We start from the raw sequence: 25,731 nt of genomic DNA on the forward strand, positions 1-25,731 counted from the left end.
GTCGGGGTTCGTCAGACGGCGAGCCCCAGCGAGCGGGCGATGAGCATCCGCTGCACCTCCGACGTGCCTTCGCCGATGGTGAGGATGCGGGCGTCCTGGTGGTGCCGTGTCGCCGCGGTTTCTTCGATGAAGCCGTACCCACCTTGCAGCTGGGTCGCGATGTACGCAGCCTTGTTGGCCGCTTCCGACGCCACGAGCTTCGCGGTCGCGGCGGCTTCGCGGATGGGCAGCCCGTGGTCGTACTTCCACGCGCCGTCGTAGGTCAGCGTCCGGGCGGTGGCGGCGAGCGCGGCGATGTCCGCGGTCTGGAACGCGACCGCCTGGTGGCGGCCGAGCGGCCGGCCGAACGACGAGCGTTCCGAGACGAACCGCAGCGTGTCGGCGAGGCAGCCACGAGCCAGCCCGGCACTCATCGCGGCGATGGGCAGCCGCGCCCAGGTGAGGAACTCCAGCGCGTCGTGGTACCCGTGTCCCGGTTCGGACAGCAGCGCGTCGGCCGGCACCCGGACGTCGTCGAAGAACAGCGGGTGCGTGTCGGACGAGCGCCAGCCCAGCTTCGGGTAGGCCTTGCCGACGGTGACGCCCGGCGCGTCCAGCGGGACGAGGAACGCCGACACCGGCGGCCGGCCGCGTTCGCTGTCCCCCACCGCGGCCATGAGGATCACGTACCGCGAGAACGGGGTGCCGGAGTTCGTGATGAACTGCTTGGCGCCGTTGACGAGCCAGCCGTCACCGTCCTGCCGTGCGACGGTGCTGATGTTGCCGGCGTCGGACCCGCCCGAGGGCTCGGTGAGACCGATCGAGATGAACGTTTCGCCGGTCGCGGCCGACGGCAGGATCTCGCGGCACAGCTCGGGCCGGTCGGCCGCGAGGTGGGCCAGCAGTGCCGCGCAGATCGCCTGGACGTGCACCGTCACCGCGAGCGAAGAGTCCACCGTGGCCAGCTCCTCGATCGTCAGGCACAGAGTGCGCAGGTCCGCACCGGCGCCGCCGAACTCGGTGGGCACGAGCAGGCCGAAGACCCCGAGCTGTCCGGCCCGCCGCACCAGGTCCGCGTCGAAGCGCGATTCGATGCTGCGCCGGCCCGCCTCCGGAGCGACCACCTCGGCCGTGAACTCCCGCACGGTGTCACGCCACTGCAGATGCTCCGGCGTGAACGCCCACGGCAGTTCGTACCCGTGGTCCACGACGTGGCCACCCCGCGCGGAGTTCGTGGTGGTCGCGGTCATTCGGCATCACCCGTTCTTCCGATCCTGCGGCCGCGCTGGGCCATCCGGAGCAACGGTAGGTCCGGTCCGCTCACCGCAGATACCCACGAGTGGGGGTGGTGAAGCAGCTCAGTCCCGCTTCGCCAGGAACGGCTCGACGAGCAGCCCGGCGAGGTCGTCGGCCAGCTCGCCCGGCCCGACCTCGCCCTCCGGGTCGTACCAGTCCGGCAGATAGGCCAGGGTGCCGTACGCGATCTCCAGGCACAACCTGGTCCTGGTCCGGTCGGTGCCGGTCTGCCGCGCGAGCTCGCGCGCGGTCTCCTCGAACAGCCGAGCGTGTTCGCGGCGCAACGTCAGCACCGCGTCGGCGAGCCGGTCGACGCTCACTCGCGCCTTGAAGAAGAGCGGGACGTACTCGGGGTAGTCGCGGACCTCGATCAGCACCTGTTCGCGGAACAGCAGGTGCAGCCGCCGCGCCGGGTCGGGCTCGGCTTCGGCGATAGCGCCGAGGCGCGTGGACACGTCCGCTGCGGACTTGCGCAGGCAGCGCAGGAACAGCTCCTCCTTGGAGGAGACGTAGTAGTAGAGGCTGGCGCCCCGCAGGTCGAGTTCGGCCGCGATGAGGTCGAGGTTCGTACCTTCGTAGCCGTGGCGCGCGAAGACCCGCGCCGCGACGCGTTCGAGGCGCGCCAGGCGTTCGGCGCGCTTGCGCCCGGCCCGGGTCACCGGCTCGTCTTCGGTCCGCCCGGCCATCGGCTGCCTCCTGCCCCGCGCGAGCGCCGTCACGGTAGCAAGCCGGCTCGCCGGGCGCGGTAGACGGCTTCGCCGCGGGTGTGACTGTCCAATTTGGCCATCGCGCTCTTGAGGTACGACTTCACGGTCTGCACGGTCAGCCCGAGCCGTCCGGCGATCTCGACATTGCCGTCCCCCATCGCGACGGCCGTGAGCACGTCCAGCTCGCGCGGCGACAACCGCACCGGCAGGTCCTCTTCGGCCGGCTGCCCGGACAGGCACGCGCCCAGCTCGCGCAGCCGGCGGCCCACTGCGGGATCCGGCACCGCCGCGGCGAGTTCCGCGAGTTCCGCCGCGACTTCCCGCACCGTCAGCTGCTTCGGCCGGTCTTCGCGCACCGGCGCGGCGGCCGAACGCTTCACGAGGTCGACGGCGCGGTCGATGAGGCGTTCCCCGAACACCACCGGGGTGCGCGCGGCGCCGTATACGACGAAGCGCACCGCGCCGCCGCTCGTGACGGGCACGGCGAACATCGCGCTCAGGCCTTCGCCGGCCACCGCGCCGTCGAAGCGGTGCGTGATGCCGCGCGCCGCCACGTAGTCCTTGACGAACACGGGCCGCCCGAGCGCGATGCAACGGCCGCCGACACCGTCGCCGATCGGGATGACCAGGTTCCGCAGCAGGTCGGTGCGCGCGCCGTCGAACCGGTCGAGCACGAAGGTCCCGGCAGTGCCGTCGACGGAGGCGGCGAACGCGACGTCGACGTGGTCCAGGGACCGCACCGCCCGCAGCAACCCGGCCACCCGGCGCCGCTCCTCGCCCGGCATCCGCGCCTCCTTCCCCGCGCTGACCGCCGGCAGCTGAGACCCAGCTCACTTTACGGAGCCGTGCCTAGGTTTTCTAGCCGAGCCTTGAAAAACCAGGCGCCCGTCCGGGCGAACATGAACCGGGTCACAGTCGTGCCGCCGACCGGCAGAGGTATCTTCCTGAGCGGGCGCTTAGTCAGGCAGACTGCGTGCCCGACCGCTTCTTGCTCAACGACGAGAACGACGAGGAGGTCCTCGTGACCGATTCCCCCTCCCGAGTTGCCATCGTGACCGGCGCCGGCCGCGGCATCGGCGCCGCCGTGGCCCGCCGCCTCGCTGCCGACGGGTTCGCCGTCGGGCTGCTGGACCTCGACGAGTCCGCGGTGAAGGCCGGCGCCGAGGCGATCGTCGCCGAGGGCGGCAAGGCTGTCGGCGTTTCGCTGGACGTCAGCGACGCCGACCAGGTCGAGGCCGCCGTCACCCGCGTCGCCGAGGAACTCGGCGCGCCGACCGTGCTGGTCAACAACGCGGGCATCACCCGCGACAACCTGCTGTTCAAGATGACCGAGAACGACTGGGACTCCGTGCTCGGCGTGCACCTCAAGGGCTCGTTCCTGATGACCCGCGCGGTGCAGAAGTACCAGACGCAGGAGAAGTGGGGCCGGATCGTCAACCTGTCCAGCACCTCCGCGCTGGGCAATCGCGGCCAGGTCAACTACTCCGCCGCCAAAGCCGGCATGCAGGGCTTCACCAAGACACTGGCCATCGAACTCGGCAAGTTCGGGATCACCGCCAACGCGATCGCCCCCGGGTTCATCGCCACGGACATGACCGCGGCCACCGCGGAGCGGCTCGGCATGGACTTCGAGGACTTCAAGGCCGCGGCCGCCTCGCAGATCCCCGTCCAGCGCGTAGGCACCCCGGACGACATCGCGCACGTGACGTCGTTCCTCGTGAGCGAAGGCGCGGGCTTCGTCTCGGGCCAGGTCATCTACGTCGCCGGCGGACCGAAGGACTGATGGCCATGCGCGTGTTCACGAACATCGACGAGTTCGCCGCAGCGGCGGGTGAGCACCTCGGCGAGAGCGAGTGGCTCACCGTCACGCAGGAGCGGGTGCAGCGGTTCGCCGAAGCCACGGACGACTACCAGTGGATCCACCTCGACACCGAGAAGGCCGCCGCGGGCCCGTTCGGCACGACGATCGTCCACGGGTTCCTCACGCTGTCGCTGCTGCCGCACTTCGGCTCGCAGGTGTACCGGGTGGACGGCCTGAAGATGGGCATCAACTACGGCCTCAACAAGGTGCGCTTCCCGCAGCCGGTGAAGGTCGGTGCCAAGGTGCGCGGCAGCGCGGACCTGCTCGAGGTGACAGATGTGGCCGGTGGCAAGCAAGCTGTGGTGCGGTGGACCGTCGAAATCGACGGCGAGGCCAAGCCCGCCTGCGTCGCCGAGTTCGTCGCCCGCTTGATCGCCTGAGCCGCCGGCCCGGGAACGCCCCGGGCCGGTGGCTGTACGACATACCGACTAGTCGGTAGCGTGATTCGTCGAACCCCGAGGAGACCCGATGACCCCGTCCGACCCGCCCGGTCTCGACCTGGCCCGCCTGCGCGCGTACCTCGACGAGCAGCGGCCCGGCCTGGTCGCCGGCGAGCTGACCGGTGAAGTGGTGCAGGGCGGCCGCTCGAACCTCACGTACATCGTGGACGACGGCGCGAGCCGCTGGGTGGTGCGCCGCCCGCCGCTCGGGCACGTGCTGCCGACCGCGCACGACATGGCGCGCGAGTTCACGGTGATCTCCGGCCTGGCCGGCACGGCGGTCCCGGTGCCGGGCACCGTCCTGCTGTGCCAGGACCCGGATGTGCTCGGCGCGCAGTTCTACGTCATGGAGTTCGTCGAGGGCACGCCGTACCGCACCGATGCCGAGCTCGCGAAGCTGGGCACCGAGCGCACGCGCGAGATCGGCTACCGGCTCGTGGACACGCTCGTCGACCTGCACGCCGTGAACCCCGGCGACGTCGGGCTCGGCGACTTCGGGCGGCCGGACGGCTTCCTCGAACGCCAGCTGCGCCGCTGGAAGAAGCAGCTCGACGGCTCCCGCAGCCGCGACCTGCCCGGTGCGGATGAGCTGCACGACAGCCTCGCCGCGAAGCTGCCCACCTCGCCGCCGGCGACGATCGTGCACGGCGACTACCGCCTCGACAACGTGCTCGTCGACGCCGACGACCGCATCACCGCCGTGCTCGACTGGGAGATGTCCACGCTCGGCGACCCGCTCACGGACCTCGCGCTGCTGGTGGCCTACGCCGAGCGCGACAAGGTTTCGCTGCAGATGGTGTCGAACGCCAGCTCGGCACCCGGCTACCCGAGCCCCGACGAGGTGATCGCCCGCTACGCCGAACTCTCCGGGCGCGACGTGTCGGCGCTCAACTGGTACGTGAGCTTCGCGTTCTTCAAGCTCGCGGTGATCCTGGAAGGCATCTACTTCCGCTACCGCAAAGGCCAGACCGTCGGGGCCGGGTTCGAGAGCATCGGCGATGCCGTGGCCCCGCTCGTCTCGCACGGCTACGAGACGCTCAAAGAGGAGAAGTAGTCATGGACTTCGCGTTCGACTCCCGCACCGAGGAGCTGCGCGGGCAGCTCCTCGAGTTCATGGACTCGCACGTCTACCCCGCCGAACCGGTCTTCGAGGAGCAGCTGGCCCAGCGGGAGAACCCGTGGACGTCGGTGCCGATCGTCGAGGAGCTCAAGGCCGAGGCGCGCAAGCGCGGCCTGTGGAACTTCTTCCTGCCGGGTGAGGACGGCGCGGGCCTGACCAACTTGCAGTACGCGCCGCTGGCCGAGATCACGGGCCGCAGCCCGCGGCTCGCGCCGACGGCCGTGAACTGCGCCGCGCCGGACACCGGGAACATGGAAGTGCTCCACATGTTCGGTTCGGAGCAGCAGAAGAAGCAGTGGCTGCAGCCGTTGCTGGACGGCGAGATCCGCTCCGCGTTCGCGATGACCGAACCCGACGTGGCCTCGTCCGACGCGCGCAACATCGCCACGAGCATCCGCCGCGACGGCGACGAGTACGTGGTCAACGGCCGCAAGTGGTTCATCTCCGGCGCGATGAACCCGAACTGCAAGATCATGATCGTGATGGGCAAGACCGATCCGGACGCCCAGCCACACCGGCAGCAGAGCATGATCCTCGTCCCGCGCGATACCCCGGGCGTCACGATCAAGCGCGGCATGCACGTGTTCGGCTACACCGACGGCGACCACGGCGGTCACGCCGAGGTGCTCTTCGACGGCGTGCGCGTGCCGGCCGAAAACCTCATCGCCACCGAGGGCGCCGGGTTCGCGATCGCCCAGGCCCGACTCGGCCCCGGCCGCATCCACCACTGCATGCGCGCGATCGGCATGGCCGAGCGGGCGCTGGAGCTCATGTGCCGCCGCACGCTCTCGCGCGAGACGTTCGGGAAGCCGATCGCCGAGTCCGGGGTGGTGCAGGACTGGATCGCCGAATCGCGCGTGAAGATCGAGCAGCAGCGGCTGCTGGTGCTCAAGACCGCGTGGCTGATGGACACCGTGGGCAACCAGGGCGCGCACACGGAAATCCAGGCCATCAAGATCTCCACGCCGATCACCGTGGAGTGGATCCTCGACAAGGCCGTGCAGGCCCACGGCGCCGGTGGCGTGAGCCAGGACTTCCCGCTGGCCGAGCTGTGGGCGGGCGTGCGCACGCTGCGCCTGGCCGACGGGCCGGACGAGGTGCACAAGCGGTCGCTGGCGCGCCGCGAGCTGAAGAAGTACCGGGCGGAGGCAGGCCGATGACCGTGACCGCGGACGACCTGCGCGGGCAGGTGGAACAGTTCCTCGCCGCGCACGACCCGAAGACCACCGAGCGGCTGGAGTTCCTGCGCGCCCGCTACGACGCGGGGCTCGCGTGGGTGCACTTCCCCGAGGGCCTCGGGGGCCAGGCCGCGCCGCGGGCGCTGCAGCCGGTCGTCGACGCCGCGTTCGCCGCGGCCGGCGCGCCGGACAACGACCCGCGCCGCATCGGTATCGGCCTCGGCATGGCCGCGCCGACCATCCTCGCGTTCGGCACCGACGAGCAGCGCAAGCGCTACCTGCGTCCACTGTGGACGGGGGTGGAGGTGTGGTGCCAGCTGTTCAGTGAACCCGGCGCCGGCTCCGACCTCGCCGCGCTCGGCACGCGCGCGGTGCGCGACGGCGACGACTGGGTCGTGACCGGGCAGAAGGTGTGGACCTCGGGCGCGCACAACGCGCAGTGGGCCATCCTCGTCACCCGCACTGACCCGGACGTGCCCAAGCACCAGGGCATGACGTACTTCATGTGCGACATGACCGCCCCGGGGGTCGAGGTGCGGCCACTGCGCCAGATCACCGGTGAGGCCGAGTTCAACGAGGTCTTCCTCACCGGTGTACGGATCCCCGATGCGCAGCGGCTCGGCGCCGTCGGCGAAGGCTGGAAGGTCGCGCAGACCACGCTGATGAACGAGCGCGTGGCCATCGGCGGCAACGCGCTGCCGCGCGAGGGCGGCCTGGTCGGCATGGTCGCGAAGACCTGGCGCGAGCGGCCCGAGCTGCGCACGCCGGAGCTGCGCGACCGGCTCGTGCAGCACTGGGTGGAGGCCGAATCGTTGCGGCTGGCGGGTTCGCGGCTGCGCCAGCAGCTCGCGGCGGGCGCGCCCGGGCCGGAGGGCTCCGCGATGAAGGTGGCGTTCTCCGAGCTGAACCAGAAGCTCACCGGCCTGGAGATCGAGCTGCTCGGGGAAGAGGGCCTGCGCTACGACGACTGGACGCTGCGGCGGCCGGACAAGGTCGACTTCCTCGGGCGCGAAGCGGGGTACCGCTACCTGCGCGCGAAGGGCAATTCGATCGAGGGCGGGACCTCGGAGATCCTGCGCAACATCATCTCCGAACGCGTGCTCGGGCTGCCGTCCGAGCCGCGGGTGGACAAGGACGTCGCCTGGAAGGACCTGCCGCGATGAGCGAACTGCCCACCCCGGACCTGCTGTACTCCGACGTCGAAGAGGACCTGCGCGCGTCGGTGCGCGACCTGCTCACCGACCAGGTCTCCCCCGCCGCGCTGCTCGCCCGGGTGGAGACGAGCGAGCCGTACGACCTGAAGCTGTGGCGCACGCTCGCCGCCGACCTCGGCGCGGCCGGGCTGATGGTGCCCGAAGAGCTCGGCGGGCACGGCGCTTCGGCGCGCGAAGTGGCCGTGGTGCTGGAAGAACTGGGCCGCAGCGTGGCGCCGGTGCCCTACCTCGGCAGCGCGGTGCTGGCCACCTCGGCGCTGCTGGCCGCGGGCGGTGCCGTCGCGGCCGAGCTGCTGGGCCGCCTGGCTCCCGGTGAGCTGATCGGCGCGCTGGCCGTGCCGCTCTCGACCGCGCCGGGTTCGCCGTTCCCCACCTCCGTTTCGGTGAGCACCGACGGCACGCTGAGCGGGCGCGTGGGCACGGTCGCCGACGGGTCCGTTTCCGAGGTGTTCGTGGTGCCCGCGACCGGTCCGGACGGACCCGGGCTGTACGCGGTCGAAGCGCCGGCAGCCCAGGTGACCGAGCTGGTGTCGCTGGACCTCACGCGGCGGATCGCCGACGTCGAGCTGGCCGGCGCTCCCGCGCGGCTGATCGTCGCCGGCGCAGCGGCCGAAGCGGCGCTGGACACGGCGTTGAGCACGGCGGCGGGCCTGCTCGCCTCGGAGCAGACCGGGCTCACCGAATGGGCGCTGACCACCACCGTCACCTACCTCAAGGGCCGCTACCAGTTCGGCCGTCCGGTCGGCGGGTTCCAGTCGCTCAAGCACCGCCTGGCGAACGTGTACACGGACCTGGTCAACGCGCGCGCCACCGCCCGGTACGCCGCCGACGCGCTCGCCGGCGGGTACGACGTGCCGATCGCGGTGGCCGTCGCCCAGGCCCGGTGCGCGCCGATCGCGGTGCACGCCGTCGAGGAGGCGATCCAGCTGCACGGCGGGATCGGGATGACGTGGGAGCACCCCGCGCACCTGTTCCTCAAGCGCGCCAAGAGCGACGAGCTCGCATTCGGCACGCCGGGGCGCCACCGCGCGCGGCTGGCAGATCTCGTGGACCTGCCCGCCTGAATCGGGGTCCGGAGCCCCGCCGGCCGCTCGTCTGACGGGGCTCCTGCACGTCGTGGACACTGTGGACACTGCGGACACTGTGCGCGGGGCGCGCAGGCGTAAGAACAGGCGGCAAGAGTGCACTTTTTCCTGTGCAGCGGGGAGCTTCGGCTTCCTAGCCTGGTGATCATGGTGACGGACCCCGAGCAGCTGACGCTCACCGTCGGCACGCACCGGCACAGTGCGCTCGCGGCCGGACCCGAGTCCGGGGAGCTCGTCCTGTTGCTGCACGGATGGGCCGAGTTCGCCGATTCGTGGACCGCGGAGCTTGGCGCGCTCGGCGCGGCCGGTTACCGCGCCGTCGCCGTCGACCAGCGCGGGTACGCCGCCGGCGCGCGCCCGCTGGACGTCGACCAGTACTCGGTGCGCCACCTCATCACCGACGTGATCGCCTTCGCCGCGGCGCTCGGCCACGACCGCTTCCACCTCGTCGCCCACGACTGGGGCGGCATGGTCGGCTGGGCGTTCGCCAGCGCGCACCCGGACCAGCTCCGCTCGCTGACCGTGCTCACCACCCCGCACCCGGCCGCCCTGCACCGCGCGGCGACCGACGACCAGCGGCAGTTCCGCGACCTCGGCTACGTGCGCTTCTTCCGAAACCCCGACGGGCGCGCCGAGGCCTCCCTGCTGGCCGACGACGCCGCCGGACTGCGCGCCACGTACGGCGACCGCGTGCCGGCCGAGCTGGTCGAACGCAACATCTCGCGCCTCACCGAACCGGGTGCGCTGACCGCGGCCCTCAACTGGTACCGCGGCGGCCCGGCCACCGACGAGTTCGACATCCCCGCCGGCCGCATCTCCGTGCCGACGCTGTACCTGTGGGGCAGCGAAGACCCGTACCTGGGGCGCACGGCCGCCGAGCTGACGCGCTCGTACGTCGACGGGTCGTACGAGTTCGAGGTGGTCGAGGGCGCGAGCCACTGGCTGCCGGAGGAGGCCGCGGACTTCATCGTGCCGCGCATCTTGGACCACCTGCGCCGGCATTGATTCGCCCGCCACCGCGACCCCCTCGCATGGCTCGCCGTTTCGGCCCCCATGGCCCGCCCCGCACCCAGCCACAAACCGAGAGAACCCCGGCTACCGGACTCAGCGGACTTCATCACGCCTTGTACCTCGGACCACCTGAGCCGGCACTGATTCGCCCGCCACCGCAACGCCCTCGCATGCATCCCCGGTCCGGTTCACCTGACACCCACCCACAGCGCGAGATCGCGCCGGCTACTGGACTCAGCGGACTTCATCACGCCCCGCACCTCGGGACACCTGAGCCGACATCAATTCGCTCCCCACCGCGCCGCTCGCATGCCTCCCCGCTCCGCTCCCCATCGCCCGCACCCACACCCAGCCACACCGCGAGATCGCTCAAGAGCGATCTCGCCGTCTCGGCGAAGCCGAGACAAACAACACGGAAATGTGTTCGCAATTTCCGAAAACGTCTTGGCAATCATCGGGTCTTAGCGTCGCGCGTGCCCCTCCCCACTTGCTCGGAAGCGAGGCAGTACGTGGCAAGACCCAGAAGACTCACCCGGCGATCCGTGCTCGGCGGCGCCGGGGCGGCGGTCGCCGGTGGCACCCTTTCTCTCACCCTGGGTGCGGCGCCGGCGAGCTCGGCGCCGTCCCCCGCGGCCGGCGGGCCGGCTCTGCCGTCGGTGAACCAGATCCCCCACCGCAGCCGGCTCGTGGACTACGAGATCACCGAGCTCGCCGCGCTGCTGCGCGCGGGCCGCACGTCGAGCGTCGAAATCACCCAGGCCTACCTCGACCGGATCTCGAAGTTCAACGGCCCCTTCGAGAAGTACGGCGACAACGGCGCGTACAACGCGTTCGTGCGCGTCGACACCGCGAGCGCGCTCGCCGCCGCGCGAACTGCCGACCAGCGGATCTCGAACTGGCACCGGCACGGCGGCGACCTGTCGCCGTTGTGCGGGATCCCCATGGGCATCAAGGACTCCGTGGGCATCAAGGGCCTGAACGCGCAGGACGGCAGCCCGGCGTTCGAGGGCAACAAGGCGCTGCAGGACGCCACGGTGGTCGCCCGGCTGCGCGCGGCCGGCGTGGTGCTGCTGGGCAACACCATCTGCTCGGCGTTCTCGGGCTCGATCACCGGCACGTTCGCGGGCAACGCCTGGAGCCCGGCGCACGTGCCGGGCGGATCGAGCCAGGGCTCAGGAGTCGCGCCCATCGCACGGCTGGCCGCGGGCTGCATCGGCGAGGAGACCGGCGGCAGCATCATCATGCCGTCGGCCGCGAACGGCGCCAGCGGGATCAAGCCGTCGCTGGGCACGGTGTCGATCGCCGGGCTCATGCCACTCTCACCGGGTTACGACGTGCTCGGCCCGATCTCCCGCAGCGCACGGGACTCCGCGCTGATCCTGAGCACGATCCTCGGACCGGATCCGGTGAACGACCCGCAGACGCTCTCGGCACCCCTGCCGTTCCCGGCGATCCCGTCGTCGCCGCGCCCCGGGCGGACTCCGTTGCAGGGCCAGACGATCGGCATTCCGCAGACGGACTGGATGAACGTGGGCGGCACTATCAAGACCGGGGTCAGCCCGCAGGACACCTACGGCGCCGAGCACCTGAAGGCGTTCAACCGGCTGGTGGGCCAGCTGAAGAGCCTCGGCGCGCAGGTGAAGGAGTTCCCCGGCCTGGACATGACCGACCCCGCACGAAACCCGTACTTCGCATCGGCGGACGTGCTGGCGACGGTGGACGGCTCGCCCGTGTCGCCCTCGGCTGCGGTGGTGAACGCGAACCGGTACGAGGTCCGGTTCGTCGCGGCGGTGGCGGACTTCTGCGCGAGCGGCATCCCGACGCCCGACGCCGTGGCGACCCTCACCGGCCAGTACGGCCGGCGCGCGCCCGGCGAGACGGCGGCGAGTTTCGCGAGCGCCGACCGCTTCAACGGCGGCATCCCCGCCTCCGTTCGCTACGAGGGCGAACAGCGGCGGCGCCGGCTCATCGCCAACTACACGCGAGCGCTGGAAGACGCCGGCGTCGATTTCATGCTCGTGCTGGCGCTGGGCGACGTGATCGGCGAACGCGCCGGCGGTGGCCTCGGCTTCCCGGTTTACCGGGCGTACTACCAGGTGCCGAACGCGCTGGGCTGGCCGATGGTCAGCTTCCCCGTCGGCTACACCGCGGGCCTGCCGATCTCGGCCCAGTTCTGGGGACCGCGCTTCGCGGAGCCCGCCCTGGTCCAGTCCATGGTGGACTACCAGGCGCACTTCCCCGAGTACCACACCGCGGCCCCACCGGACCCGGTGTTCGGGACCCTCACCCCGAAGACAGCGCCGCGCGCTCTCACCACCCCGGCCTTCGAGGACCCGACCAACGACCCGATCCTGGGCGAAGAAGCGATCAGGAGGGCTCTCTCATGAGCGTCGCCGAACCCGCCCGGTTCCTGACCGTGGACTTCTCGACCCCGGTGGACATCGGGTTCCTCCCGCAGCACGCGGAGAACCCGGCCGTGCCCCCGCTGACGATCGGCTGGGCTCCCCGGATCGGTACGACCTACCTCCCGTTCGACCCGGCGGACGAAACGGTGCCGGGCAGCAGGACGTCCCCGCGCCCGTGATCCCCGGCGGGCACCGGCAACCGGCGGGCGCCGGAAATGTCGGTGCCCGCCGGTAGCGTCCGACCATGACCGAACCCCCGGCCTGGGCCCACGAGAAACCCCACATCGCCGCCCCCGACCCCGCGTGGGCCGCGCGCGGCGCTGCTCTGTGCGCGCGTGTGGCATCGCTGCTGACGCCGTGGCTGGTCGACGGCGTGGTGCACGTCGGCTCGACGTCTGTGCCGGGTCTGGCGGCGAAACCGGTGGTGGACGTAATGGCTTCGGTGCGGGACGTCGACGAGGTGGTGACTTCGGCCGGCGCGGCCCTGTCTGCCGACGGCTGGTCCTATGTCCCGCCTTCACTGGACGTCGGCGCGCCCTACCGCCGCTTCTTCGTCCTACCCGACTCCACCGCTGAGCACCGGCTGGCCCACCTGCACGTCCTCCCCGCGAACCACCCGCGCTGGCACGCCCAGCTCACCTTCCGCGACGCCCTCCGCGCCGACCCATCGCTGGCCGCGCAGTACGCCGACCTCAAACGCCGCCTCGCCACGTCCGAAACCGACCGCGAACGCTAACAGCCGGCAAAACGACGTTCGTCACGAGCGTTCTGGCCCAGCATGGGGTGGTGCTCCCCACAGACTGAGGAACCCGACCACAGCGCGAGATCGCGCCGGTTTCCGGATTCAGCGGTGCGATCGCCGCCGGCCGATCCGACCGCTGAATCCAGAAGCCGGCTCAAAGGCGATCTCGCCGCCTCGGCGAAGCCGAGGCAGACAACACAGCCAACAGCATGTCGGCGAAGTGGTCGCCCACTTCGCGGGCCGAGAGTGGGCCGCCGCGGCGGTACCACGTGCCCAGGTGGTGCACTGCGCCGAAGAAGAAGTCGACGACCAGGTCGGCAGGTTTGTCGCTGCGGAATTCGCCGGAGGCCTGGCCTTCTTCGATGAGGCGGCGGAAGCGTTCGTGGTACTTGCGGCGCTCGGCGCGCACCATCTTGCGCTTTTCGGCGCTGAGCTGATGCATGGACTGCAGGAAGATGGTGTTGTCGTCGAGGTTGTCGATGCTGCTGACGACCACGTCGGACGCGGCGGCGGCCAGGCGTTCACGCAAGGGCGCGGCGCTGGAGGCGACGCGTTCGAGCTGGGAGGTCTGCTCGCGCAGCACGCGGGCGTAGATCTCGTAGAGCAGGTCGTCCTTCGAGCCGAAGTAGTGGTACAGCGCGCCCTTGGTGACGCCCGCCGCCTCGACGATCTCCTGCACCGACGTGCGGTCGAAGCCCTTTTTGGCGAAGAGCTTCGTCGCCTGCTTCAGCAGGCGCCGGGGCACGGCAGCCTGCTCGTCGGGAGCGGTTTTCGCTCGCGTCACCACCCCACCCCTCCCCTCGCGGCCCGCCGAGAAAGCCCAGCGTACCGTTCCGTCAGTACGCGCCGCCGTGGTCGAGCAAGCGGCGTGGGTTGTCCACGAGCATCGTCGTGAGGTCGGCTTCGCTGACGCCGCGTTCACGCAGCGCGGGCAGCACATCGTTGGTGATGTGCAGGTAGTGCCAGTTGGGCAGCACCGCTTCGCGCGTCGGCGCCTCGAGCCAGTCGAAGTAGCACGACGCGTCGTGCGAGAGCACCATGCTGCGGGCGTACCCGCGCTCGCACAGCGCCGCCACGGTCGCCACGCGCTGCTCGAAGGGCAGGTAGACATCGATGCCGAAGCGGTCCATGCCGAGCAGCGACCCGCGGTCGGCGATCGCCCTGAGGTAGCCGAGGTCGGCCGAGTCGCCGCAGTGCCCGATCAGCACGCGGGACAGGTCCACACCCTCGGCCTCGAACACGTCCTGCTGCTCGAGCCCGCGCCGCGTGCCCGCGTGCGTGTGGGTCATGATCGGCACGCCCGTGGCCCGGTGCGCTTGCGCGACCGCGCGCAGCACCCGCTCCACCCCCGGCGTCATCCCCGGCTCGTCCGTCGCGCACTTGAGCACACCGGCCTTCACGCCGGTACCGGAGATGCCGTCGGTGATGTCGCCGACGAACAGCTCGACCAGCGGTTCGGCCCCGCCCAGCAGCGTGCCCGGTCCGCGCAGGGACAGATAGTGCGGCAGGTCGTTGTAGGTGTACAACCCGGTCGCGACCACGATGTTCAGGTCCACCTCGGCGGCGACCTTCTGCACGCGCGGCAGGTAGCGCCCGAGCCCGATCACGGTCGGATCCACGATCGTGTCGATCCCGGCGTCCTTCAGCGTCCGCAGCTTCGCGATCGCCTCCGGCACGTGCACGGTCTCGTCGAAGCCCTCGTGCTCCGGGTAGTTGGCGACGAACTCCGGGCTCAACACGAAGATGTGCTCGTGCATCAGCACCTTGCCCAGTTCGGCCGGCTCAACCGCGCCGCGGACCGTCTCGACCATCGTCCTCCCTAACATCGGGCGCGCAGCTCGCGCCTCAGGATCTTCCCGCTGGTGGTCTTCGGCAGCTCGGCGAGCACCTCGACCGATCGGGGGTACTTGTAGGCGGCCAGCCGCTCCCGGCAGTACGCCACGAGCTCGTCCGGATCCGGCTGCGCACCGGGCGCCGGGCTCACGTACGCCTTCACGGTCTCGCCGCGGTACGCGTCGGGCACCCCGACCACCGCGGCTTCCCGCACGGCCGGGTGCGTGTACAGCACGTCTTCGACCTCACGCGGCCACACCTTGAACCCGGCCGCGTTGATCATGTCCTTCTTGCGGTCCACCACGTAGACCCAGCCGCGCTCGTCCATGAACCCGACATCGCCGGTGAGCAGCCGGCCACCGGGCAGCGCCTCGGCCGTCGCGTCCGGCCGGTTCCAGTACCCGGGCACGACCATCGGCCCCTCGACGGCGATCTCCCCCGCCTCGCCGAACGGGAGCTCTTTCCCGTCGTCGGAGAGGATCCGCACCACGACACCGGGCACCGGCAGACCGATCGACAGCGTGCCCGAAGCCGGGTCGACCGGCGCTTCCATGCCGCTGGGCACGACGACGCAGCCGGCCGTGGTCTCGGTAAGGCCGTAGCCGTTGTGGATGTAGTGGCCGAAGCGGTCGCGGAACGTGCCCACGACCGCGGGCGGCAGTGCCGCGCCGCCGGAATACAGCGCCTCGAACGACGCGAAGTGCTCCGGCGTCACGTCCGGGTGCGCCATCAGCGCCATGTACGCCGTCGACGGCCCGACCATGTACGCCGGCTGGTGCTCCCGCAGCGCGGCGAGCACCACGCCGGCCTCGAAACGGTACGCGAGCGCCAGCGTGCCCGCGATCTCGATGGCATAGGCGATCTCGCACACCATCCCGGTGATGTGGAACAGCGGCGCGAGCGCGAACACCGTGGCACCGGCGCGGACCTCGCCCGAGCGGGCGAGGATCACCGCGTTGGTCCCGATGTTGCCGTGGGTGTTGGTGGCGCCCTTGGGTTTCCCGCTCGTGCCCGACGTGTAGCTGATCAGGGCGACATCGTCGAGGCCGAACCCCGGGTCGGGCGGCGGGTCGCCGGGTGTCGAGCGCGCGATCTCGAGCAGATCGGCCGCGCCGGGCGTCGCCTCACGCCGGATCTTGCCGAGCACGCGCTCGTCGTCGCGGGTCTGCAAGTCGAGCTCGCTCGTGGTCAGGGCGATGGCCAGGCCGTGCTCGGCAGCGAGCGCGCCGACGTACTCGTGCCACGCGTGCTGCGAGCAGACGATCGCCGTGACACCGGCATCGGTGAGCACGTGGGCCAGTTCCCCCGTGCGGTACATCGGGTTCACTGGCACCACGATCCCGCCGGCCTTCCACGCGGCGAGCAGCGTGAGCACGAACTGCGGCACGTTCTGCAGCACCAGCGCGAGCCGGTCGCCACGGCCGAACCCGGCTGCCGTGAGGTGGCGCGCGACCGCGTCGGACAGCTCGTCGAGCTCGCGGTAGGAGACGCGGCCGTCGAAGTACGCCAGCGCGGCGGTGTCCGGGGCCTGCGCGACGCTCCGGCGGAAGGTGGCCAGCGGCGTGGCCGGCGCGAACTCCTGGGCGGCGGCGCGGCGCTCGTCGTAGCTCGCGACCCACGGCTTCGCGTCGTACCAGCTCATCCGAGTCCTCCCTTGGACACCGACCAGTCGGTATGACGACGCTAGAGATCCGCCCGGTCACGCGTCAAGACCCGGGAGGCGGTCGTCCACTGTGGGGGGCACAGAGGGGCACTGAGGAGCACGGGCGGGCACCGCGAAACCGGTGCCCGCCCGTGAGTGCTCAGCCCTCGGGCAGCTGCTCGATCTTGCGCTGCAGCTTGTTCATCCCGCCGAGCCAGCGGTCGGTTTGCGTGGCGCGCAGTGCGTAGTACTCCGCGACCTCCGGGTGCGGCAGCACGAGGAACCGGCCCTCGTCGATGGCGGCGAACAGCGCGTCCGCCACCTGCTCGGGCTCGATCGCGGACGCGCCCATGATCAGCTCGCCGCGCGGGCCGCTGCTTTCGAGCATCGCCGTGCGCACGCCCTGCGGGCAGATGGCCTGCACGGTGATCCCGCGGTGGCGGTAGGTCGCCGACAGCCACTCGGCGAAGGCGAGTGCGCCGTGCTTGGTCACGGAGTAGGGCGCCGAGCCGAGCGTGGTCAGTAGGCCCGCGGCCGAGGCCGTCGCGATGAAGTGGCCCTTGCCGCGCTCGAGCCACGCGGGCAGGAGCTGCTTCGCGGCGCGGACGTGGGCCATGACGTTGACGTCCCAGGTGCGGGCCCAGTCTTCTTCGGTGGACTGCTCGTCGCCGAAGGGGGCGATGCCGGCGTTGGCGCAGTAGACGTCGATCTCGCCGAGCGTCTCGCGGGCCGAGGCGAGGAGCTTGGTGACGCCGTCTTCACTCGCCACGTCGCCGACGTACGCTGTGCCGCCGACCTCGGCCGCGACCTCCGCCACGCGGTCGCCGTCGAGGTCGGCGACGACCACGCGCGCACCGTCGGCCGCGAAGCGCCGGGCCAGCGCGCGGCCGATCCCGCCGCCACCACCCGTGATGACGACCCCGGCGCTCACAGGCCACCGCCGAGGGTCACACCGCCGTCGAGGACCACGGTCTGGCCGGTGATCCAGCCCGCGTCGTCGGAGAGCAGGAACGCCACCGCGCCGGCGATGTCCTCGGGCACGCCGAGGCGCTTCATCGGGTAGGCCGAGGCGACCTCCTCTTCCTTGCCCTCGTACAGCGCCGTCGCGAACTTGGTCTTGACCACAGCCGGGGCCACGGCGTTCACCCGGATCTTCGGCCCGAGCTCAGCGCCCAGCTCCTGCGTCAGCCGGATCAGCGCCGCCTTGCTCACGCCGTACATGCCGATGCCGAGCGACGCGCGCAGGCCGGCGATCGAAGCGACGTTGACGACCGCGCCGCCGTGCTCGCCCATCCACGCATCGCGGGCGCGCTTGGTCCACGCGAGCGGCGCCAGCACGTTCACGGCGAGGATCTTGGCGGCGGCAGCCGGATCGACGTCGAGCGAGGGACCGTAGACCGGGTTGATGCCGGTGTTGTTCACGAGCATGTCGAGCCGGCCGAACCGCTCGATCGTCTTGGCGACCGCCTCGTCCTGGTGCTCGGTGTCGTCGGCCTTTCCGGCGACGAACATCGCGTGGTCCTCGCCGCCCAGCTCGGCGACAGCCTCGGCCAGCGGCTCGGGCTTCCGCGCGGTGATGCACACCTTCGCGCCCCGCTCGACCAGGCCCTTCGCGATGGCGAGGCCGATCCCGCGGCTGGCGCCGGTCACGATCGCCACGCGGTCCTTGAACGAGTTCACAGCACTGGTCTCCTGTTCTGCAGCGGACGGCGGCTAAGCGCTTGCTTAGAGGAAAGGGTAACGGCGATCCGGCCGGACTCAAGCCACCGGCCCTGAGCTCACCCGTGAAAACACGGGATGTGACGAACCCGGCCACGCTCCGTACCGACCGAGACCCTTCGCGCACGCTGGAAAACCACGCTCCCGAGCGGGACGCCGGACCCGCGTCCCACCAGGCCACCAGTCCGACCCCGGGCGGGGTCACCCGGCCGGGGTCACTTGTCCGCTGGTCACCCGTCAGCGCGAGAGCACCCGCACCAGCCCGTGGTCGGCGTCGACCTCGACCACGTCTCCGGTAGCGATGCGCGCCACCGGGTCGTCGTCGAGATCCGTGATCGCCGGGACCCGGGTCACGATCGCCCCGAGCGCGGCTTTCGTCGTGAGGTGGGTGAAGACCATCGCGAGCGGCGCGGTGCCGAGCAGCCGCGTGGACTGGAAGAAGCCCGACCACCCGGAGGATCCCTTGGCACCCGGGAACACCAGGACTTTCCCGGTGAAGCAGACACCGAACAGTTCGTGCCGGCGTTCGATGATCGTGCCCGTCGCCGGGTCGATCCCGCCCCAGCCCGAGATCGTTTCGTGCGAGACCAGCGCCTCACCGACGACCCGGCCGGGAACGATGCCGCGGCCGTGCAGCAGCACGCCGCCGGCCTGCTCGGCCGCGGTCACCGGAGCACCTTCTCGGCGCGCGCGAGCGAGCCGCGCCACCGGCCGGTGACGGCTGCGTCGACACACTCCTCGAGAGTGCCGAACCACGCCTCGATCCCGAGGATCGCGGGCAGGTAGTGGGCCTGCTTCGCGGAGTCGGTCGCGAACACCTTCGTGCCTTCCGGAGCGACGCGCGACATCGCCGGGCAGGAGTCGGTGAGGACCCGCCCGCCTGCCCGCTGGATGGTGCCGGTCCAGCCGTTGCGGTCGGCGACCGTGCGCAGCGCGCGAGGGGTCATCAGCCACAGCTCGCACCCGGGCGAGATCGTGCGGCCCTCCAGCGCGCGGGCGACCCGGCCGATCTGCTCCAGCGAAGCGTGCGGACAGCCGATGAGGACGAAGTCGACGTCCTCGCTCTCCCCGATCGAGTTGAGCGATTCGTACACAGCGCGGCGCTCGGCCTCGCCGTACCGGATCGGCGCGGGGATCGAGCGGCCACCGAAAGCGGCCTCGAGCGTCGGCGCGTCGGGGGTCCGGCCCGGCAGGTGGTACATCTCCACACCGCCCGAGGACGCGGCGGCAGCACCGAAGTGCTTGAGATCGGCCAGATCCGGCGTGCCGAGCTCGCCGAGGATGACCGGTCGCTCCTCCTGGACGACGTCGCCGGCGAAGTAGCCGAGCATCCCCCAGTCCTGGAACCCGTTCATCGCCAGCGTCGTCTCGATGAGGTGCGTGCCGTAGCGGTTTTCCACGTGGTGGTTGCCCCAGCACGGGATCCGCCCGGTCAAGCTCGCGGCGCCCGTCGAGGCGCCACCCTCGCAGTTGGTGCGAGCGCCCAGCACGGAATTGGCGTAGACCACCGCCGAGGATTCCATCCAGGCGACGTGTTCCCCGTAGGTCGGGAGGTTGCCGACCTGGTACGGCGTGCAGGTGGCGAGCACGTTGACGCCACGGCTGCTCGCGAACGACTCGGCCTCCGCCTGCAGGTCGATCTTGTGCTCGGGGTAGGGCATGATGCCGCGGGCGTCTTCGCCGAAACCGTGCTGCAGCTGGCAGGTCGGGACCCGCATCGGCGGGATTTCGAGGTCGTCGTCGCAGTCGAGGCTGATCACCGAGAACGCCTTCGCCCAGCCGCCTTCGGCGACCAGCTTCTCCTTGGCGGGCGAAGGCTGTGTCGTCGTGCCCGCGACGTTGCGGGTCTCGCACAGCCGCTCGGCGCCGAGCGCGTCGGCGTACCGGATCAGCAGATCCATCGCCGCCGCGACCGCGTCGCCTTCCGCACCATCGCGCATCCGCCGCTCTTCGTCAGTGAGCCGCACCACCGCTCAGCCCTCCACGTTGTCGCGGATCCGGTCGCGCAAGGCGGTCAGATCGACGTCGTGGACATCGCCACCGAGGGTCAGGTCCAACGCGTGCGCGGCGGCGCTGCCCATCGCCGAACACGGGCCCATCACCCGGACGCTCGACAGCGCCGCCGCGTCGCCGTCGACGCACCGCCCGGCAGCGACCAGGTTCCGCGCGTCCGGGGAGGTCAGGCTCCGCAAGGGGATGTAGTGGACGTGGTCGGGCCCGAAGGGTTCCCACGCGTAGCCCGATGCCCGGTCGTGCAGCTCGACCGGCCAAGCCGTCCGCGCCACCGCGTCCGCGAAACCGGTGCCCCGCTGGACTTCGTCGAGCGTGAGCTGGTGATCGGCGGCCAGCCACCGGGTCTGCCGTCGCCCGGGCAAACCGTAGGCCAGCACGGAGGCTTCCTTGAAGGCCGCCGGGAACTCGGTGCGCAGGAACTCGACGACCCGGTCTGCCTGCGCCCGTCCGCGCAACTGCGCCTCGGTCGCGTCGACCGCGGTCAGCGGTGCCTCCACGTGGGTCATGTTCATCACGGCGGTGTTGCGCCCGGGGAAGAAGAAGGCGAGTCCGTCGCGGCGGATGAGGCCGTACTCATCGGCCTTCTCGTCGATGCGGGCAACCAACTCAGCCGCTTCCGGCTTGGCCGATTCGACGAGGCCGGTGAGCCGGATCTGCTGCGATCCCCACACCGTGCGCTCCGGTACGCGGCACGGCAGCCCGGCTTCCCACGCCAGCGCCGCGTCGCCGGTCGCGTCCACGAATCCCTTCGCGCGCACCGCGACCGGACCGTAGCGGCTCGAGAAGTCCACCTGCTCGAGCACTCCGCCGTCGCGGCCGACCCCGCTGATCGAGGCGCCCAGCACCACCCTGATCCCGAGCTCGGAAACGAGGTTCTCGAACCACCGGCCCAGCGCCACCTCGTCGTAGGGCACGGTCTGGGTGTGGGTGCGGTTGTACGCGAGGTCGCCGGAGCGCTCCAGCGCCGGGAACATCTCGTCGAAGATCCCGTGCGTCAGCTGGTGGTACTCGGGAGCGTTTCCATAGATCCCGCAGAACAGCCCGATCATGGAGTTCACGCACTGTCCACCCAGGACGGGGAGCGCGTCGACGAGCACGACGTCACGGCCGAGCCGTTTCGCGTCGATCGCCGCGGTCAGACCGGCGATCCCGGCGCCGACGACGAGGAGGTCGGCCTCGAGCCGTTCTACGGAGCGGTCCGTGGGCCGGGTGACGGTGTTGACGCGCAGCTCGGTCAGTGCGTGGGGCAAGAGAACTCCTCAGGACGAAGTGGACGAACGGCGCAGCGTCGCGCCTTTGTCGAGCGGTTCCACGGCGCCGGCGTAGACACCGAGCCACGAACCGCGCCGGGCAGGCCAGGTCTGCGGGGGGCGCGTGGCCGGGTACTCCGCGAGCCGCCGGTCGAGTTCGGCTGGATCCACGAGCAGCTCGACGGTGCGGGCCGGCACGTCGATCGCGATCTCGTCCCCGGTGCGCACCACGCCGAGCGGGCCGGGGACCCCGCCTTCGGGGGTGACCTCCCCGACGACGATGCCCTTGTTGACGAGCCCGGAGAGCTGCCCATCGGTGACGAAGGCGACCTGCTCGCTCAAGCCGGCGCCGTTGAGCGCGAAAACCACGCTCGAGGCCATGCCCATGCCCGGCGTGCCGGTGACGCCGAGCCCGCGGAGCACGAGCACCTCGCCGGGCTGCACCCCGCCGCTCTCGATCGCCGCGGTGGCCGCGGGCGCCGACTCGTAGACCCGCGCCGGGCCGCGGAATGCCCGGGCGCGCGTCTCGGTGACCGAGAGCTTCACGATCCCGGTGCCGGGGCAGAGACTGCCCCGCATCACCACGATCGTCGATTCCGGCCGGATCGGTTCGGCTCTGATCACGGCCGGGTCGACCACCACGCCGGCGAGGTTCTCCGCCATCGTCCGGCCGTTGACCGTCACGACCGAGCCGTCGACGACGTCGCCGAGCTGGGCCAGCACCGCACGGGCACCGCCGGCGTCGTCGAACTCCTCGATCGACGACGGCCCGTTGGGCCGCACCGCCGCGAGCGGGCCGACGTGGCGGCCGAGCTCCTCGAACAGGCCGTGCACGTCGAGGTCGCCGGGGAGTTCGGCGGCGATCGCCTCGAGGTGCTTCACCGCGTTGATCGACCCGCTGACGGCGATCACCGCCGCCACCGCGTTGCGGACCGCACCCCGCGTCATCACGGTGCTGGGCCGCCGATCGGCCTCGACCGCGGCCATGATCGCGGCACCCGAAGCCCGGACCGCCGCCCACATGGTGTCGCTGTTGGCACGGGTGGGCGCCGTGCCGGGCAGTGCCATGCCGAGAGCTTCGGCGACGATGTGCATCGTGTTGGCCGTGCCCATGCCGGTGCAGACTCCGGGGCTGGTGATGGCCCGGTCCGACGCGGCGCACAGGTCTTCGAAGCTGATCGCGCCCGACGCCAGCTTGCCGGCATCGACGAACACGTCCTCGATGTCCACCCGGCGGCCGCTCTCGAGCGCTCCGCAGCTGTGGTAGCCGCAGGCGATGACCAGCGTGGGCACGTCGGTGCGCGCGGCGGCCATCAGCTGACCGGGCGTGGTCTTGTCGCACGAGGCCAGGCAGACCATCCCGTCGAGCTGCGCCCCGTCGACCACGGCTTCGATGTCGTAGGACACCAAGTCCCGGCCCGAAAGGACGTAACCACCACCACGGCCGGCGGCCATGATGAAGTCGGTCGGGGCCACCGTCCGGATTTCGAACGCCAGCCCGCCGGCGGCATCGATCGAATCCCACACCGCGGTGGCGATCGCGTCGAGGTGGGAGAAGCAGGGGGCCAGGCCGGAGGAGGAGTTGACCACGGCGATCTTGGGGCGCCGGATCTGCTCGTCGGTGTAGCCCATCGACTTCCACTGCGTCCGCGTCGTCGCCCATCGGGGCGAGCCGACCGGGTGGTTGCTGCGCAGTTCGGGTCTGGTGATCGTGACCTCCTGGGTTTCGGGCGGGATCATTCGGACGCGGTGTCCGCGCGCGAGGCCGCCGGCTCGGCCGGCGCACCCAGGAGCACGGTGCCCCGGGTCTCCGGGCCTATCCACGCTCCGGCGAAGAAGAGCACACCGCCGAGAACGATCAGGACCACCGCGGTGTACTCGTACGGCATCACGGTCTGCAGGACGGTGATCCAGACGCTGTAGAGGGCGGGCAGGATGAGGCTCAGCGTGTAGACGCTGCCGTAGCCCGAGGAGCGGACCCCGGCGCCGAAGCGTTCGTTGAGGTAGACGACCAGGCACCCGAGCGGGGCGTTGGGCAGCACGAAGGCGACGAACGCGATCGGCAGGAACCCCGCCCCGGACCGCGCGAGCAGCACGAGGACCAGGTAGGCGAGGCTCGCGCCGACGGTGATGGCGACGGCGCAGCCGAGCAGCAGTTTGCGGCGGCCGATCCGCTGCCCCAGCACGCCGGCGAGGATCATGCTGATGATCGTCGCGACGTTGGCGACGATCTCCAGGGTGCTGACGTTGGAGGGGTTCTGGTGAAGCACCCCGACCAGCAGCCCGGGCATGAAGGAGAGCACGACCTGGGCGGCGAACCACATCCCGGTCATGAGAAGGAACACCTGGCCGAAACCGCGGATGTTCCGTCGGCTGAACAGCTCGAAAATCGGCGCGCGATTTCCTTCCCGCGATTTCTTGAGTTCCTTGAGGTCGACCTCGGGCACGCGTGAGTAGTAGGCGATGTAGGCAATTCCGAGCAGGAATCCGAAGAAGAACGGAATCCGCCAGCCCCAGGACTTCAGTTCCTCGTCGGGAAACCGTTCCAGCACGACGAGCTGGATGATGCTGATGAGCGTGATGGCCGCGGGGGCACCGGCGGCCATCACCCCGCCGACCAGGCCGCGCCGGCGCATCGGCGAGCGCTCGATGGCCAGCGGGACCGGCCCCGCGTACCCGCCGCCGAGGAAGATACCGCCGATGAGGCGGAGCAGGATCAACCCGACGATCGACCCGTAACCCCAGGTCGCGTAACCGGGCATGAGGCCGATCAGCAGTGTCACGACGGTGAAGCCGACGCCCGTGATCAGGGTGACCCGCCGTCGCCCGATCTTGTCGGCCAGGTTGCCGAAGATCGGGCCGCCGATCGGCCGTCCGAGCAGGGTGACGACGAAGATGACGGTCACGAGGGTGACCTTCGTCGTGGCCGACATGGAGTCGGGTTCGAAGTAGTCCATCACCGCCGGCAGCACGAGCGCGGGCAGGTAGATGTCGAAGCTGTCAACGAACAGCGAAAGGATGCCGCCGACGACTGATCGTCGTGCTTCCGGTGTCAGTCGCTCGTCTGTTACGGGTGCGTTCGTCGACATCCAGGGAATTCCTTCCGATCACGAATATCGCACCGATGCGATATATCGCTTGTCGCGAAAGAGTCTAAGAATCCTCGGGGTTACCCGGAAGTCAGAAATCCTGATCCTGAGCATCAGTCCAGGTTATGATCACGCAACCGCTCACCGAGGCCGCGCAGCGCCTCGCGCAGCCAGGCGTGCGCGGGGTCGGGATCGAGATCTTCGTGCCACCACAAGCTCTCCACGATCCCCTCCGGCTCACCGGGGCACTCGAGGACCTTGAGGTCGAACCGCTTGGCGAGCTCGACGGCCAGGCGGCGTTGCACCAGTGCGATCCGGTGGGTTCCGGCCACCAGCGCGGGCACCGCCTGATAGCTCTCGACGCTCATCGCGACCCGTGGCGCGAGTCCCAGCGCGGCGAGCCGGCGGGACACGGGCGGCAGGGCCACCCCCGGCTCACGGTGGTACGGCACCACCCAGTCCAGCCGCTGCAAGTCGGTCAGGGTGAGCCCCGCGTCGCCGATCTCGTGGCCGGCCCACAGCACGCACACCCACTCGTCGCGGAACAGCTCGGCGGACCGGAGCCGGGGCAGCTCTTCCAGCTCGATCGGCGGCGCGATCACCCCGTCGACGAACCGGACGATCCGGGGCAGATCCGCGCTCAGCGACTCACGGACGAGCCGGATCCGCAGCCGGGCGCGGGGCGCCTCGCGCTCGAACAGCTCGGCGAGGGGCTGGCCGATCACCGCGAGTGTGTAGTCGGCCATCAGCAGCGTGAACTCCCGCACCGACGTGCCGGGAGCGAAGCTCGAACCGGTGGCGAACAGCTGCTCGGCGGCCGCGCACACGTCCTCGACCTGGCGCACGAGCTGCCGGGCCAGCGGTGTCAGCACGTACCCGCGGCCGGCCCGGACCAGCAGCTCGTCCTCGAAGTGCCGCCGCAGCCGGGCCAAGGCCGCGCTCAACGCCGGCTGGCTGACGCCGACCCGCTCCGCGGCGCGGGTCACGTTGCGCTCGCGCAGCAGCTCCCGAAGGACGACGAGCAGGTTGAGGTCGAGCCCGGCCAGGTGCGTCGTGCGGCGGCTCACCTGGATCCACTCTCTCTGCGCCCGGCCATTCGTGCACCTTACGGCGCCGCGGCGAGCCCCTCTCGGACCGCACCCGGACC

General features: G+C 70.8%; 24 protein-coding genes. 10 read left to right on the forward strand and 14 right to left on the reverse strand.

Annotation, left to right across the window (positions count from 1 at the left end):
* Positions 1-11: 11 nt before the first annotated feature.
* The 3 genes from I6J71_RS30550 to I6J71_RS30560 all read right to left on the reverse strand — a co-directional run bounded on the left by I6J71_RS30550 (position 12) and on the right by I6J71_RS30560 (position 2,767).
* Complete coding sequence (locus I6J71_RS30550; protein ID WP_204090026.1) at positions 12-1,229, reverse strand: acyl-CoA dehydrogenase family protein; 1,218 nt, start codon at positions 1,227-1,229, stop codon at positions 12-14.
* Between the two features lie 108 nt (positions 1,230-1,337).
* The gene (locus tag I6J71_RS30555) at positions 1,338-1,961 is read right to left on the reverse strand and encodes a TetR/AcrR family transcriptional regulator (protein WP_204090027.1); all 624 of its coding nucleotides are present in this window, start codon (positions 1,959-1,961) and stop codon (positions 1,338-1,340) included.
* A gap of 29 nt (positions 1,962-1,990) precedes the next feature.
* Positions 1,991-2,767: a LuxR C-terminal-related transcriptional regulator gene (locus I6J71_RS30560; protein WP_204090028.1), complete on the reverse strand. Its 777-nt coding sequence runs from the start codon at positions 2,765-2,767 to the stop codon at positions 1,991-1,993.
* Between the two features lie 236 nt (positions 2,768-3,003).
* Here I6J71_RS30560 and fabG point away from each other — a divergent pair, with 236 nt between their 5' ends.
* From fabG to I6J71_RS30610, 10 genes are all read left to right on the forward strand, one after another.
* Positions 3,004-3,765 carry a 3-oxoacyl-ACP reductase FabG gene (gene fabG, locus I6J71_RS30565; protein ID WP_204097307.1) on the forward strand — a complete coding sequence of 254 codons (762 nt, stop codon included), beginning with the start codon at positions 3,004-3,006 and terminating at the stop codon, positions 3,763-3,765.
* Positions 3,766-3,770: 5 nt separating this feature from the next.
* Positions 3,771-4,223 carry a MaoC family dehydratase gene (locus I6J71_RS30570; RefSeq protein ID WP_204090029.1) on the forward strand — a complete coding sequence of 151 codons (453 nt, stop codon included), beginning with the start codon at positions 3,771-3,773 and terminating at the stop codon, positions 4,221-4,223.
* An 88-nt stretch (positions 4,224-4,311) separates the two neighbouring features.
* Positions 4,312-5,337, forward strand: coding sequence for a phosphotransferase family protein (locus tag I6J71_RS30575; RefSeq protein ID WP_204090030.1), 1,026 nt, complete (start codon positions 4,312-4,314; stop codon positions 5,335-5,337).
* A gap of 2 nt (positions 5,338-5,339) precedes the next feature.
* Entirely contained in the window at positions 5,340-6,563 is a 1,224-nt protein-coding gene (locus I6J71_RS30580) for an acyl-CoA dehydrogenase family protein (RefSeq protein ID WP_204090031.1), read from the forward strand.
* Positions 6,560-7,744 carry an acyl-CoA dehydrogenase family protein gene (locus tag I6J71_RS30585; RefSeq protein WP_204090032.1) on the forward strand — a complete coding sequence of 395 codons (1,185 nt, stop codon included), beginning with the start codon at positions 6,560-6,562 and terminating at the stop codon, positions 7,742-7,744. Before I6J71_RS30580 ends, I6J71_RS30585 begins: the two co-directional genes overlap by 4 nt.
* The gene (locus I6J71_RS30590; RefSeq protein ID WP_204090033.1) at positions 7,741-8,859 is read left to right on the forward strand and encodes an acyl-CoA dehydrogenase family protein; all 1,119 of its coding nucleotides are present in this window, start codon (positions 7,741-7,743) and stop codon (positions 8,857-8,859) included. Before I6J71_RS30585 ends, I6J71_RS30590 begins: the two co-directional genes overlap by 4 nt.
* A 168-nt stretch (positions 8,860-9,027) precedes the next feature.
* The gene (locus I6J71_RS30595; RefSeq protein ID WP_204090034.1) at positions 9,028-9,885 is read left to right on the forward strand and encodes an alpha/beta fold hydrolase; all 858 of its coding nucleotides are present in this window, start codon (positions 9,028-9,030) and stop codon (positions 9,883-9,885) included.
* A 662-nt stretch (positions 9,886-10,547) separates the two neighbouring features.
* Positions 10,548-12,278 carry an amidase gene (locus I6J71_RS30600; protein WP_204090035.1) on the forward strand — a complete coding sequence of 577 codons (1,731 nt, stop codon included), beginning with the start codon at positions 10,548-10,550 and terminating at the stop codon, positions 12,276-12,278.
* Complete coding sequence (locus tag I6J71_RS30605; RefSeq protein WP_204090036.1) at positions 12,275-12,475, forward strand: hypothetical protein; 201 nt, start codon at positions 12,275-12,277, stop codon at positions 12,473-12,475. The genes I6J71_RS30600 and I6J71_RS30605 overlap by 4 nt, the downstream gene beginning before the upstream one ends.
* Before the next feature lie 65 nt (positions 12,476-12,540).
* Complete coding sequence (locus I6J71_RS30610) at positions 12,541-13,032, forward strand: GrpB family protein (protein WP_239154012.1); 492 nt, start codon at positions 12,541-12,543, stop codon at positions 13,030-13,032.
* Between the two features lie 160 nt (positions 13,033-13,192).
* Here the strand turns inward: I6J71_RS30610 and I6J71_RS30615 are convergent, their stop codons facing one another.
* From I6J71_RS30615 to I6J71_RS30665, 11 genes are all read right to left on the reverse strand, one after another.
* On the reverse strand, positions 13,193-13,822 hold the full coding sequence (locus tag I6J71_RS30615) for a TetR/AcrR family transcriptional regulator (RefSeq protein ID WP_239154013.1): 630 nt from the start codon (positions 13,820-13,822) through the stop codon (positions 13,193-13,195).
* Positions 13,823-13,874: 52 nt separating this feature from the next.
* Positions 13,875-14,849, reverse strand: coding sequence for a phosphotriesterase (locus tag I6J71_RS30620; protein ID WP_204090037.1), 975 nt, complete (start codon positions 14,847-14,849; stop codon positions 13,875-13,877).
* 8 nt (positions 14,850-14,857) lie between these two features.
* Positions 14,858-16,513 carry an AMP-binding protein gene (locus I6J71_RS30625; RefSeq protein ID WP_204090038.1) on the reverse strand — a complete coding sequence of 552 codons (1,656 nt, stop codon included), beginning with the start codon at positions 16,511-16,513 and terminating at the stop codon, positions 14,858-14,860.
* A 160-nt stretch (positions 16,514-16,673) separates the two neighbouring features.
* On the reverse strand, positions 16,674-17,444 hold the full coding sequence (locus I6J71_RS30630) for an SDR family oxidoreductase (protein ID WP_204090039.1): 771 nt from the start codon (positions 17,442-17,444) through the stop codon (positions 16,674-16,676).
* Positions 17,441-18,193: an SDR family oxidoreductase gene (locus tag I6J71_RS30635; protein WP_204090040.1), complete on the reverse strand. Its 753-nt coding sequence runs from the start codon at positions 18,191-18,193 to the stop codon at positions 17,441-17,443. Before I6J71_RS30635 ends, I6J71_RS30630 begins: the two co-directional genes overlap by 4 nt.
* Positions 18,194-18,469: 276 nt before the next feature.
* Positions 18,470-18,901: an aconitase X swivel domain-containing protein gene (locus I6J71_RS30640; protein ID WP_239154014.1), complete on the reverse strand. Its 432-nt coding sequence runs from the start codon at positions 18,899-18,901 to the stop codon at positions 18,470-18,472.
* Complete coding sequence (locus I6J71_RS30645) at positions 18,898-20,172, reverse strand: aconitase X catalytic domain-containing protein (protein WP_239154015.1); 1,275 nt, start codon at positions 20,170-20,172, stop codon at positions 18,898-18,900. Before I6J71_RS30645 ends, I6J71_RS30640 begins: the two co-directional genes overlap by 4 nt.
* Before the next feature lie 33 nt (positions 20,173-20,205).
* A complete protein-coding gene (locus I6J71_RS30650) occupies positions 20,206-21,495 on the reverse strand; it encodes an FAD-dependent oxidoreductase (protein ID WP_204090041.1) in 1,290 nt (429 codons plus the stop codon).
* 9 nt (positions 21,496-21,504) lie between these two features.
* Positions 21,505-23,235, reverse strand: a complete 1,731-nt coding sequence (locus I6J71_RS30655) for a dihydroxy-acid dehydratase (RefSeq protein ID WP_204090042.1) — start codon at positions 23,233-23,235, stop codon at positions 21,505-21,507.
* Positions 23,232-24,584, reverse strand: a complete 1,353-nt coding sequence (locus I6J71_RS30660; protein ID WP_204090043.1) for an MFS transporter — start codon at positions 24,582-24,584, stop codon at positions 23,232-23,234. Before I6J71_RS30660 ends, I6J71_RS30655 begins: the two co-directional genes overlap by 4 nt.
* 113 nt (positions 24,585-24,697) lie before the next feature.
* The gene (locus tag I6J71_RS30665; protein WP_239154016.1) at positions 24,698-25,651 is read right to left on the reverse strand and encodes a LysR family transcriptional regulator; all 954 of its coding nucleotides are present in this window, start codon (positions 25,649-25,651) and stop codon (positions 24,698-24,700) included.
* Positions 25,652-25,731: the final 80 nt, after the last annotated feature.

The sequence above is a fragment of the Amycolatopsis sp. FDAARGOS 1241 genome, assembly GCF_016889705.1.
Classification (GTDB): Bacteria; Actinomycetota; Actinomycetes; order Mycobacteriales; family Pseudonocardiaceae; genus Amycolatopsis.